The following is a 12,526-nucleotide window of genomic DNA, read 5'->3' as shown; positions in this document are numbered from 1 at the left end:
CGCTTTGTTGAAAAGCCGCTCAACGGGGCGGTAGAGATGCTTCGACAAGCTCAGCATGACCCGGAAATTGAAAATCCAAACACGCTCTTAAAGTTATAGGTGCTGTGGGTGCGGGCAGGCGCAGGGCCCACGCCCACCGGCTAGCCCTTTAGGGGGGGGCAAAGCAAGCGCAGCCGCGGCCAATGAGGCGGCGTGGGCGGAAGGCGCGGCGCAGCTAGCCCTGGCCCGCGCGCTGGCCCGCGCCACTGCTTGCGAAGCAGAGAGAAGGCGGGCTTGCTGCGGCACTGCCGGCGGGGGCGGGCCGCGCCGGGCACTGGCCGGGCACCTTAGCGGGCGCTACAGCACCAGGCTGTCCCATGCCAAGTCTTCCTCTACCAGGCTGGACAGCAGCACCAGGCCCACGCCCACTAGCCCGTGCATGATATCTCCTTTTGGCTCGTGGTAGAAGCCGGCTGCCAATTCCTGCTGGAGCAGGCTGTGGGTTCGCTCAAGCCAGAATGCCGCGCCCTTGCGGTAGGCCGCGTGGCCGCTCAGCCGGTGTAGCCTTTGGTAGAGGTAGGCTAGCCCGGCGGTGCCCTGGCCTACCTGGGAAGTAGTGAGCTGCGTTGACTGCCACGAGGTGCGCAGCAGGGTATTGAGGCCCACCAGCTCCGCAATGGGAAGCAGCTCCGAGTTGGGCAGCTCATCGGCGAATTTGTAAAGCAGCAGCGACTGCCCCACATCGCCGTGGCGCCAGCTCAGCTCCTGGCCGGATAAGACCACGAGGCTGAGGTCGGGGGGCGTGTGGTAGGGAAAGGCGTTGTAGTGGCCTTCCGAAAAATCTACCTGCTGCCGTAGGTTTAGCAGCCGCGCCACGCCGCTGCGCAGGCCCGGCAGCAGGGCGGCGTGCTGAATCCCGGTTTTGTGCAGCCGCAGCAGCAGCAGCAGCTCGGCAGCCAGGCCATCGGCCAGGCCCAGCGTTGCTACTGCCGGAAACTGCGGCAGCATTTCCAGCAGCCGCAGGAGCGCCGTAGCGTCTGGGGTGCTCATCAGCCGGAGGCTGAAATAGCGGAGTATCCGAAAAAAGCAGCCCCGGCTGGCGTGGTCGGCCCGGTGGTGCAGGCGGTCGGCCTGGGCTAGCAAGGCGGCGTCGAGGGGCAGCAGATGGTCGGCCGCCGCTGGCAGGTGGCTGTCGGTGAGCTGTTTGGCCAGCCACGCCGCCGTGCAGGCCTGGTCCAGGTGGTGGGCCGGCCAGGCATTGAGCCGGGCCTGCTGCGCTAGCTGAGCGGCGAGCTGCTGCCACTGCTGGAGCAGCAGCGGCGCTACCTCATCAAGAATAGTGAAGGCCTGGCTTACGCAGAAGTAGTAGGCAGTCAATTCCGCCAGCCCGGGAGTCGCGCAGCGCGTACTCGATTTCTCGCAAAGCAAATTGTGCACATCCTGCCAGCTTTGCCACGCCCCCCCGGCCAACGGCCCCTGGGGGCTGAAGCGGGCGGCAAGCGAAGTAGCTGTTGGGAAAGTAACCATTGAGTATTTTTTAGTATAAACTATTTACTGGTAAGGCATTGGGAAATTATCAAAAATTAGTTCTTCGTGCTATGGCCGGGCCGCGCGCGGCCACGCCCTGGTACCTCGGCCGGAAACTACCCGGGCTTCGCTTTGCGCGCTAAAATGCCGGGCAGCTCGTGGCCACCCTCCTGGTGGCTAGCCCGGCGCTGCCGGCCGGCAGGGCACTAGGGGGCGGCGGGGATAGCGCGTAAGTACCCTGTTGCCTTGCCCGAGCAGCCAGCCTGCTGGTAGCCAGCCCCACTGCCCGCAGCATGCAGCAGCTAAGCGAGCTGTCGGATACCTGGTAGGGCTGCCTGGCTCAAACTTACTCTGCGTTGGCAATCACTGGTCCGCCGTTTACACCAACTCCCGTTTGCCAGGTATAAACCCGCTTTCTGCGGGGGTGTATTGCTGGTTGCCAGAGGGGCCGCGAAGGGCTGAACAGGGCGAAACCGGCCCCCTGAAGCAGGAAAAAACCGCCGGCCACCGGCCACAGCATTCACTTTGCCAGTCGGCGCCGGGTTGGCTTCGTGGCAGACGGCTGCCGCTGCCGCCGCTGCCCGCTGCCAGGCCCAAAGCTCGGGCCGGCGCTCGGGCCCTAGCCCCATTCTCTAAAGTAGGGAAGCCCCTGGCTCTAGCTGCAAAATATTTTATAAGAACCTGAATTTTAAATATATAAACCAGGTTTAGCTCTTCGCCGCCTTGGCGCGGAGTGGGCTGGGGGGGAGGCGCGCAGGGCGGGCCGCGTAGACGGCGTAACGGCCGGCAGTAATTTTACCTCTGATACTCATTACGTTTGTTAAGAATTGCTTCGGGCGCGGGAATTTGGTTGTAGCCGCTGACCCGTTGCTGCTGCAACCGCCCTGCCTGCAAAAACCACCTATGTTTTCAGCCCTGGCCCCGCGAGCGGGCCGGCCCACAGGTAGTGGGCCAGCAAATACCCGCCCGCGCCCGGCGCCTGTACCGCCCGCCTGCCCTTCCCTCATCAGCCCTGATGAACCGCCGCCCTTTACCCGAACCCTTTTCCCCGAGCTTTAGGCATGATTAGCTGCTATTTAGTAGACGATGAGCAAAGCGCGCTCGACTTACTGCGTGCCTACGTTGAAAAAATTCCCTTCCTGGTACTGGTTGGCAGCACCACCAACCCGCTGGAGGTGCTGAGCGTGGTGCAGAGCCAGCGCATCGATTTGCTGTTTCTGGATATTCACATGCCCCAGCTCTCGGGCCTCGACGTGGCGCGGCTGTTGCAGGGCAAAACCAAGCTTGTGTTTACAACTGCCTACAGCGAGTTTGCCTTGCAGGGCTTCGATTTGGAAGCCTTTGACTACCTGCTCAAGCCCATTGCGTTCGAGCGCTTTCTGAAGACGGCCCAGAAGGCGCTGAATACTTCGCTGGATGCCAGCGCCCACCTGCAAACCGGGCCGCCGGCGGCCAGCTACTTCTTCGTGAAAACGGAGAGCAAGGGCAAGATGACGAAGGTGAATTTTGACGACGTCATCTACATCGAGGGCATGAAAAATTACGTGTCCATCAACACCGGCGATGAGCACATTGTTACCCTGCTCAACATCAAGGATTTGGAGGAGCGGCTGTCGCCGCACCAGTTCATCCGGGTGCATAAGTCGTACATCGTGGCCCTGAATAAAATACAGGCGCTGGACGGCAACCAGATTTTCTTCAAGGGCCTGAAGGCCTACGTACCGCTAGGCGATACGTACCGCACGGCGTTCTTTGAAGCCTTGAAAGACAACGTGATGGGCGGCAAAAAATAATAGCGGCCCCGCGCAGGCCGCGCCTTGGCTAGTGGGAAAGCGCGTATACGGGCTCCTGTACGGGCGCTTTTTTGGCGCGCAGGTGCCGCACCCGGCCGGCAACGGCGTAAGGCACGCCTACGCAGATGCAGCCCGAAACCACGTTGAAGCCAATGACAATGGCCAGCCACGCGCAGGCGGGCAGCGCCGAGTTGCGGTTCAGCCACAGCAACTGCTGGCTAGCACCCATCAGCAGGTAGTAGCCCAGGCCAATGAGTATTTCGCTTGCCAGCACGGTGCGGAAAAACCGGGGGCCTTGCCACCAAAAGGCCCCGCCCAGGCCCACTACAAACCAGGCGGCCAGCAGCGGCGGCCCGTGCAACAAGACGTGCAGGGCCAGCAAGACGCCGCCCAGCAGGAGTGCTTTGCTATAGCGCATGGTTTTCATTGCTTGGTGAAGAATAGCTGGTGAGAGATGGCTTTTAGGGCCGCCGGCGTAGAAACGAATTGCGTAGGGTGCACGGCGTTCTTTTGCCAGGCCGGCAGCTGCTGCCCGTAGAACCGGGAGTTTATCCGCCCGCTTTGGCCGCCGCCCGTTATCATCCAGGAGCTGATGCCGGTGGCGCTTATTTCTACCACAGTCCGGATAACGGAGTGCGCGTTGTAATTCACGTTGATGGTGTTTTCGCTGCCCCCGACGCCCCGCACCTGCGTTTCGAGCCAAGGCAGCGAGGAAATGTGGGCCACCGAAAAATCGTAGGCAACGGCCGCCGGCGGGGGACTGCCGGCCGTGACGTGGGCAGCCTGATAAATAGAATCCGTTTGCGCCATAATGCTCTGAAACATGGCCTTGCTGCGAATTTTTTTGTCGGGCAGCACAAGCTCCTCGTAGTTGAGCAGGAAATTGAGCAGCTGGTCGAAGGAAGGCGCTGCCTTAATCTGGAGCTGCGCCGCGAGCTTCTTGCCGGCTAGCGCCGCGCTGCTGCGGAAAGCTTTGTAGAAAAGCGCTTCCTGCGTGTTAGCGTCGAGCTTGCCGTTCCAGCGGGCCAGCCGCTGCCAGTTGGCCGACGGCTCCGGGGCGGCGGCATATTTTTCGAGCAGCCGCTTCAGGTCGTAAACGGAGAGGTCGACCACGTCTTGCTGCATGGTTATCATGCTGTCTTTGGTGAAGGCGAAACCCTGCCGGAGGATGGTATTTATCCGGTGGGGGCGGTATAAGTCCTCAAACCAATGCGCGGCGTAGTAGTAGCGGCTACGCTGAGGCTCCTGGTTGGCCGAAAAAAGATAGCCCTGGGCCGGGTTGTAGGACTGGGGCAGCGAGTCGAAGGGGACGTACTGCTGAATGGGGCGCGTAGTGCCGTCGAGCATACCGCCGGCGTACCGGGCGGGCTTGATGGGCATTTTGCCGGCGCTGATTTCGCCGATATTGCCGTTCACGTCCCCATACACAAAGTTCTGGGACGGGTAGTCGTAGTGGCGCAGGGCCTGGCGAAACGCGGGCCAGTTGGTGGCTTGCATCACGTGCCAGAGCGCCTGCACTGCCTGGGTCCCGTACTGCGGATGCCAGCGCAGGGCGTAGACCAGCCGGCCCTTTCTGACCACCCGGCCAAACACCGAGTAATCGACCTGCTCCCGGTGCGGGTCGCCGTTTTTCACCTGGAAGGAATATTCCTGCCGGCGCATTTTTTCCCAGTGGCCATCAAGCCAGTAGGCAGTGCTATCCTTGGGGTTGAGGCGCAGCACGTATTGCTCGGTCACGTCCCAGCTCCCATTGGTGACGCCCCAGGCAATGCGGTCGTTGTGGCCCGTGAGCACTATCGGAATGCCGGGAATGGTGTAGCCGTACAAGTGAAAGCTAGGGCAGTGCAGCTGCACCTCGTAGAAAATGTTGGGCGCCGTCAGCACCAGGTGCGGGTCGTTGCAGAGCAGCACATTGTGCGCGGCCGTGCGCTGCGGCCCAATTACCCAGTTGTTGCTTCCCAGGCTTTTGTTTGTGGGCCGCGTGGCAAACCTGTTTGCCTCTTGCGGCCGAAAAACGGCCAGCGTCGCCTTGCCCGCCGGGGGCTGGGCGCGCGGCTGCCCGGCCGGGGCCGGCACAATAAGGTCGGGGTGGGTGGGGTAGTCGGGGTAAAGCATCCGGCGCACCTGCGGCGGCAGCTTATCCAGCAGCTCCTGCTTGTCGATGTAGTCGTCGTAGTAAGAAAGCTGGGCGGCTACGTACCATTGCAGCAGAAAGGCGTAGTAGGGCTTCCAGGCCTGCGGCGCGCGGCCGAAAATCAGGTACATGGGGTCGCGCTGGCCAGGGGCTTCCTGGCTGACGTAGGCGTTCACGCCCTGGCTGTAGGCGGTGAGGTAGGCGTGCAGCGCCGGGTCGGCGGTGCGCAGGCTATCCAGTATCAGCGCGCCCTTGCGCTCAAACTCAAACGCCTTCCACTCCTTATCCGAGCCTAGCCCGGATTCGCCGACCATCTCGGCCAGGCGCCCACTTACCACGTGGGCCAGCAGCTCCATCTGGAAATACCGGTCTTTGGCGTGCATGTAGCCCAGCGCATAGGCGACCCCCGGCGCGTTCGGGCCAAAAATATGCGGAATAGCCAGTGTATCGACGTACACCTGGGCTTCCGGGCCCGCCGTGTGCAGGGTAAGCACCGGCTTGGACGCGGGCTCCTGCAAGGAGAGAATGCCCCCGCGATACGCCGTAATATTCGCCGCCGAATTGCCCCCCCAATCGGTAGACTGGCTCACCCACACCCAGGCCAGGAGCAGCCCCATGAGGCCGACTATACTCAGGTAGTTTTTCATCAGGAATGGCTAGTTGGAAAATCAAATGATGAATTCTTCGGTCAGCTCCTGCGTGACGGTCTCGCAGCCCAGCCGCAACCAGCTGGCTGCCTCTATCGCCTCGGCCAGCTGCGCAATGGTTAGCAGCTTAAACAGCTCTTTGATAGTGATTTGCACATCAAACTCGCGCTGGATGGCTAGCCGCATCTTAATGAGCAGCATGCTGTTGCCACCGGCATCGAAGAAGTTGTCGGTGATGCCAAGGTGGGGCCGGCCGAGCAGCTCTTGCCAGAGCCTGACCAGCACCAGCTGCGTTTCGGTAGTGGCTGGCACTAGCTCCGCCCGGCCCGCGGCCAGGTCAACCTGGGCCAGCAGGGCCGCTTTGGCTACTTTGCCATTCTCGTTGAGGGGAATCTGCCCGACCCGCGTGAGGATGGTGGGCACCATGTAGTCGGGCAGCTGCGTGCGCAGGTAGTCCCTGATTTTTGCGGGCGCAAACTCCGGCCCTGCCGGCACCAGGAAGGCGAGGAGGTGGGTTTCGCCGGCGTACTCGTGGCACAGCACCACTGCCTGCTGCACGTTTTCGTGCTGCTCCAGGGTGTGGCGTATTTCCTCCAGCTCGATGCGTAAGCCCCGAATTTTCACCTGCTCATCTACCCGGCCAACGAATTCGAGGCTGGCCGAAGGGTCCCACTTAACCAAATCGCCGGTTTTGTAGAGCTTCTCGCCCGGGGCGAAAGGGCTGGCAATAAATTTAGCGCTGGTTTCTTCCGGCAGGTTAACGTAGCCATCCGCCAGGCTCGCGCCGCCCAGGTACAGCTCGCCGATAACCCCGGCCGGCACGCGGTTGAGCTGCTTGTCCAGGACGAGCGCCTGCGTGTCGCTGAGCGGCTTGCCAATGATGTTGCGCTCGAAGCAGTGCACGTCTTCGTTCACCACCGCGTCGATTACGGCTTCGGTTGGGCCGTAGTGGTTGTTGAGGCGCACGGTGGGCAGCTTGCTTTTCAGCAGCGTCACCAGCTTCTTGGTCAAAGACTCCCCGCCGATGCAGAGCACGCGCAGGGCCCGCGCCAGCTGCGCATACGTGCCGGGAGAGAGGTGCTGGCAGAACGCCTCGATAAAGGTGGGGGTGCCCTGCAGCACCTGCACCTGCTCCTGAATCAGCACCCTGGCCAGCTCTTCGGGCTGAAGCAGGAGCTGCGGGTCGGGAACCACGATTTTGCCCCCGGATAGCAGGGGAAGCAGCAATTCCAGCAACGACACATCGAAGCTGTAATTGGTAATCAAAACCGAGTGAATGGGGCCGGGCAGCCCTAGCAAGTCCCGCTCTACCCGCAGCTTGCGGGCCAGCGCGGCATGGCCCACGGCCACGCCTTTCGGGCGGCCCGTAGTGCCCGACGTGTAGAGCAGGTAGGCCGTTGGGCAAGGCTGCTCCGTGGCGCCCTCCGCCAGTGGCGCTGCGGCGCTGCTCTGCACGCATTCTTGCTGCGTGAGCACGAGCTTGCACTGCGCATCTGCCGCAATAAGCTCTTTGCGCGCCGCCGGGTAGGCGGGGTTGATGGGTACGTACACGCCCCCGGCCAGCCAGATGCCGAGCATGGCCACGGGCAGCCAGCCCGACGGCTCCAGCATGACGCCGACCCGGTCGCCGGGGCCTACGCCGTGCGCCTGGCGCAGGTAGCCGGCCAGGTGCCTGACGCGGCTTGCCAGCTCCTGGTAGCTCAGGCACTCGCCGGCAGCTACCAGGGCGGTAGCGGCGGGCGTCTCTTTTTCCCAGGTAGCCAGGCAGGCGGCCCACGTGGGGGGCGGGGCCGGCGCCCCGGCAGCGGCCAGGGGCAACGGCTCGGGTTCCGCAAGCAGGCGCAGGGCGCTGATGGGAACATCGGGGTGCGCTACGGCCTGCTCGGCCAGCGCGATAAAATGAGCGGCCAGCTGCCGGGCAAACCAGTCGCTGAACAAGTCGCGGTTGTATTCCAGCGCCAGGCTCAGGCCCTGCCCCGCCGGGGCGTAGGAGAAGCTGAAAGCCAGGTCGAGCTGGCTGCTTTCGCGGGGTAGGTTTTTGTACTGCGCCACTTCTAGGCCGGGCAGGCCGGCGGCAGTGGGGTGCAGCTGGGTCAGCGTGGCTTGGTTGTGCAGCACCAGCAGGATATCGAAGAAGGGTGAGCGGCTGGGCTCCAGCGCGTAGGGCAGCTGCCCAATGAGCTTATCGAAGGGGTAGCTGCGGTGCTCGTAGGCTTGCAGCAGCTCCTGCTTTTGTACCCGCAGCAGGCTGCGGAAGGAGAGGCTGCCGCTAAACTCCGTCTTGATGGCCAGTACGTTCAGGAACAGCCCGACCTGCTGCTGCAGCTCCGGCTGCTCCCGGTTGGCTAGTGGCGTCCCGATAACGGTGGTTTCCTGCCCGGTGTACCGGAATAAGGTGACGTTGAGCAGGGCAAACAGCCCCATGAAGAGCGTGGCCCCTTCGGCCTCGCACCGGGCTTGCAGCTGCTGGTGCAGCCCGGCCGGCAGGGGCAGCACCACCTCGGCCCCGTTGAAGGTGCGGTTCGAGGAGCGGGGGTGCTGGGTGGGCAAGTCCAGCACCGGCACTTTATCGGCAAACTTTTTGACCCAGTAGGCTTCTTCGGCGAGTTGGGGCGGCTGCTCCTGCGCCCAGCGCACGTAGTCGCGAAACTGAATGGGCAGCGGGGGCAGCGCAGCGGGCTGCCCGGTGGCGCGCGCGCCGTAGCCCGCCATAAACTCTTTGAACAGCACCTCCATCGACCAGCCATCGCTGATGATGTGGTGCATCACGTACACGAGCAGGTACTCGGCGGGGGCTGTTTTTACTAGGGCAACGCGGAGCAGCGGGCCCGTTGCCAGGTCAAACGCCCCGTAGACGACCTCCCGCAGCAAGGCCGGCAAGGCGGCCTCGCCGGCCAGCTCGTAGTACGTGAAAAAGGCGTCGGTCACTTCCTCCAAAGGCAGCACCTGCTGATACAGCTCGCCCGCGCTATCTTCCTGGAAAACAGTGCGCAGGGCTTCGTGCCGGCTCACCATCGCGCCGAGGGTTTCGGCGGCCCAGGCGCGGCTCACCTCGCCTTTCAGCGCCAGGGCCCCCGCAATGTGGTAGGCGCGCGAGGCTTCCTCGGTCTGGCTGACCAGCCACATGCGCTTTTGGGCGTGCGTGAGCGGAAAGCGGGCGGCCGGCGCGCGGCCCGGCGCAATTAGCTGCGCGGCGGGCTGCGGGTGCGTCGGCGTCAGCAGCAGGGCTAGCTGCCCGATGGTGGCATGGGTAAAGACGTCCTTTAATTGCAGCGATACCTGAAATTCGGTGCGGAGCCGGCCCAGCAGCTGAATAACGTTGAGGCTGTGGCCCCCTAGCTCGAAAAACGAATCGGAGGTGCCGACGGCGGGTTGGTTCAGAATCTGAGCCCAAATCTGGCACAGGCGCTCTTCCACTGCGTTTTGCGGGGCGGTTTTGGGTCGGGCCTCCACCGCCAGCATATCCGCGTGGATTTCGGGCAGCGCCTTGCGGTCGACTTTGCCGTTGGGCAAGAGCGGAAAAGCAGCTACCTGCACCCACACTTCCGGAATCATGTGGGCCGGCAGCTGGCTACCCAGCAGGCGGCGCCAGTCGGCGAGCGTGTAGGGCAGGGGGGTGGCGTGCTGCACAAAGGCGACCAGCACGGGGTGCCCCTGCAAGTGCCGCACGGCAACCAGGCTGTCGAGCCCCGCGTGCTGCGCACTGATGGCCGCCTCAATGTACTGGGCCTCCAGGCGATAGCCCCGGTAGCTGAGCTGATTGTCGGCCCGGCCCTTGAACAGGATGCTGCCATCTGGCCGCAGGCAGCCCACGTCGCCGGTGCGGTAAACCCGCTGGCCGGGCCGGAAGGGGTGCGGGATAAACTTCTGGCTGGTAAGCTCCGGCTGGTTGTAATAGCCCAGGGCCAGGCCCGCGCCCCCAAGGTACAGCTCCCCATCGAGGCCCACCGGCTGCTGCTGCAAGGTTTCACTCAGCACGTATACCTCCCGGTTGCTGAATGGCTTGCCAATGGGAATATTCTGTTCCAGGCACTCCACTTTGTGGTAGGTGGCGCACACGGTGCTTTCGGTGGGGCCGTAGGTATTGTACAGGGCCACCGGCTGGGCCAGCAGGTGGGTGATGTACTCCGGCTTCAGCACATCGCCGCCGCTGATGAGCACCCGCAGCGACGCGGGGAGCACCCCTGCGTTGAGGTAGGCAATAACGTAGGGGTTGGTGCTGAGCAAGGTAACGTGCTCGGCCTGCAGCGCCGCCCGCAGCGCGTCCAGGTCCTTCGGATTGGGCAGGATGTGCAGCCGGCCCCCGGCGGCCAGCACCGGGAAAATCTCCTCCACCGACGTGTCGAAGCTGATGGAGGCCTGTTGCAGCACTACGTCCTGGGCCGTTACCTGGAAGTACGCCTGGAAGCTGAGCGCATAGTCGGCCAAAGCCCCGTGGGAGATAAGCACTCCCTTCGGGTTCCCCGTTGAGCCGGAGGTGTAGATGATGTAGCAAGGGGTGTCGGCGCTGATGCCCGGCGCCGGCAGCGGCCCGCGCTGGCCGGCCGGCGCGGGCGCATAGTCTTCCAGCGACAGGCAGTCGATGGGCGGCGGCCAGGCGATGGGCCGCTGCGCGCTGGTGAGCAGGAGCTTACACTCGGCGTTTTCCAGCATGTAGCGCAGCAGCGCTTCCGGGTAGGCCGGGTCCAGGGGCACGTAGGTGACGCCCGCCAGCATGCTGGCCAGCATCCCAACCACCATCCACTCGGAGCGCTCCAGCAGCAGGGCTACGGTGTCGCCCGGCCCCAGGCCGCGCCGGGTAAGCTCGTAGGCCACGGCGCCGGCCCGCTCGTTCAGCTGCGCGTAGGTCAGGGACCGGCCCGGGCCGGACAGGGCAATGCGGGCGGCGTGGGTGGCCACGCTAGCCTGCCACAGCGCCAGAAAGGAGGCCTGCGCCCGGGGCAGCACCGGGCCCACCGCCGCGGTTTCGAGCAGCTGCTGCTCCTGGGCATCCACTAGGCTAATCTGGCGGGCGGGCGCGTCGGCGTGGGTGCCGAAGGCCTGCAGAATGGTTTGCAGCCGGCTGCTCAGCAAGTCTATCTCTGCCGCCGTGAAGTACTGCTGGTTGTACACGAAGCGGATGTCAAACCCATCGTCGTGGTAGCCGCGCACGTAAATGGAAAGCGGGTCTTCCTCCCAGTAATTAGACAGCGCGTAGGCATTGGAAGCCAAATCGCCGATGGAGGACGTAAAGTTGAATTCCTCGTAGGAGATGCGAATGTCGTACAGGCCGGCCCGCTCGCCCGGCCGGGCCAAGTCCTTTACCAGGTTGCCGTACTGGTAGCGCTGGTGGCGGAGCGCTTCCCGCATCTTTTGCTTCACCCCGCCCAGCAGCTCGGCCAGCGAAGCGTCTTCCTCCAGCGAGAAGCGCACGGCGAGCAGATTCATGAATACGCCGGCCGTTTGCTTAAACAGCTTATTGGTGCGGTTGAGCACGGGCATCCCGAAGGAAATGGTGGGCTGCTGCCTGGTTTTGCCAAAGTACAAAAGCAGGCTCCCGATGATGAGCTGAAACAGCGAAACGCCGTGGCGGTCGGCCGTTGCTTTCAACAGGGCGCACGTTTCCTTGGGCAGCGCCAGGGTTTTGCTTTGCGCTTTCTGGGCGTAGCTCACCGTGCTTTGCTGCTGCAGCAGCCCCGAATACCCCTGAAACTGCTGCACCCAGTACGCCCGGTCGTCTTCGGCCTGCTGCGACTGGTAGTAGGCCGCGTCGTCCTGGATGTAGTGCGCGTAGGAATAGTGCCTGGCCTCCGTGACGCCCGTTTCCAGCAGGTTTTTGTAGTGGAAGGCGATGGCATTCAGCAGCAGGCTGAACGACCAGCCATCGCCAATCAGGTGGTGAATTTTGGCATACCACAGGTGCGTCCGGGCATCAATTTTCAGCAGCTTGAACGTGAACAGGTGGGTGTTATCCGGTTGGAAAGCCACGCCGAACTCCTGGTCCATCCACGCGTTGGCAGCGGATGTGGGGTCGGGCTCGGCCGAAAAATCCAGCAGCTCCAGCTCAAAGCCCGCGGCCGCCTCCCGTATCGCGTAAAACAGCTCCCCGTCTACTTCCTGAAAAACAGACGCGTACACCTCCTGGCTTTTCAGAACCTCGGCAATCGCGGCCTCATAGATGGCGGGGCGCAGGGGCCCTTGCAGCAGGGCATAGCCGCCGATATTATACTTGGGCGAGGTACGGTTGAACGCCTGGTCGGCCCAGATAAGCTGCTGCGTGACGGAAGGTCGCTTAAGCTCCATGTTATTGCGGGAAGGCAGTGAAAGACAGCAAGACAAGTAAAAATTCGGGACTAGGCCGGCGCGCTGCCGGCCGGGGGGGGCGCACGCCCGTAAGGATGGCATTGGGCAGCAGAAACCCGGTGCCGCGGGCGCCCGCCGGCACCGGGTGCGGCCGGCGGGCGCCC

At 63.3% G+C, this 12,526-nt stretch carries 5 protein-coding genes; 1 reads left to right on the top strand and 4 read right to left on the bottom strand.

Annotated elements, in window-relative coordinates:
* Window positions 1-336 precede the first annotated feature (336 nt).
* A complete protein-coding gene (locus tag Q5H89_RS22150; protein WP_305021520.1) occupies window positions 337-1,356 on the bottom strand; it encodes a lanthionine synthetase LanC family protein in 1,020 nt (339 codons plus the stop codon).
* A gap of 1,211 nt (window positions 1,357-2,567) precedes the next feature.
* Here Q5H89_RS22150 and Q5H89_RS22145 point away from each other — a divergent pair.
* Window positions 2,568-3,299, top strand: coding sequence for a LytR/AlgR family response regulator transcription factor (locus Q5H89_RS22145; RefSeq protein ID WP_305021519.1), 732 nt, complete (start codon window positions 2,568-2,570; stop codon window positions 3,297-3,299).
* A gap of 28 nt (window positions 3,300-3,327) precedes the next feature.
* Here Q5H89_RS22145 and Q5H89_RS22140 read toward each other — a convergent pair whose 3' ends face one another.
* The 3 genes from Q5H89_RS22140 to Q5H89_RS22130 are packed head-to-tail and all read right to left on the bottom strand — an operon-like array spanning window position 3,328 to window position 12,362.
* The gene (locus Q5H89_RS22140) at window positions 3,328-3,726 is read right to left on the bottom strand and encodes a hypothetical protein (RefSeq protein WP_305021518.1); all 399 of its coding nucleotides are present in this window, start codon (window positions 3,724-3,726) and stop codon (window positions 3,328-3,330) included.
* Window positions 3,723-6,080, bottom strand: coding sequence for a penicillin acylase family protein (locus tag Q5H89_RS22135; protein WP_305021517.1), 2,358 nt, complete (start codon window positions 6,078-6,080; stop codon window positions 3,723-3,725). Before Q5H89_RS22135 ends, Q5H89_RS22140 begins: the two co-directional genes overlap by 4 nt.
* Before the next feature lie 21 nt (window positions 6,081-6,101).
* A complete protein-coding gene (locus tag Q5H89_RS22130) occupies window positions 6,102-12,362 on the bottom strand; it encodes a non-ribosomal peptide synthetase (protein WP_305021516.1) in 6,261 nt (2,086 codons plus the stop codon).
* Window positions 12,363-12,526 lie beyond the last annotated feature (164 nt).

The sequence above is a fragment of the Hymenobacter cheonanensis genome (assembly GCF_030581075.1).
In the GTDB taxonomy this organism is placed as follows: Bacteria; Bacteroidota; Bacteroidia; order Cytophagales; family Hymenobacteraceae; genus Hymenobacter.
This window is presented reverse-complemented; position numbering and strand designations above follow the sequence as displayed.

Excerpts from the sequence above, each read along its gene's own strand:
- Q5H89_RS22145 (WP_305021519.1), top strand. The coding sequence starts at position 2,568 with ATGATTAGCTGCTATTTAGTAGACGATGAGCAAAGCGCGCTCGACTTA.
- Q5H89_RS22140 (WP_305021518.1), bottom strand. The coding sequence starts at position 3,726 with ATGAAAACCATGCGCTATAGCAAAGCACTCCTGCTGGGCGGCGTCTTG.
- Q5H89_RS22135 (WP_305021517.1), bottom strand. The coding sequence starts at position 6,080 with ATGAAAAACTACCTGAGTATAGTCGGCCTCATGGGGCTGCTCCTGGCC.
- Q5H89_RS22130 (WP_305021516.1), bottom strand. The coding sequence starts at position 12,362 with ATGGAGCTTAAGCGACCTTCCGTCACGCAGCAGCTTATCTGGGCCGAC.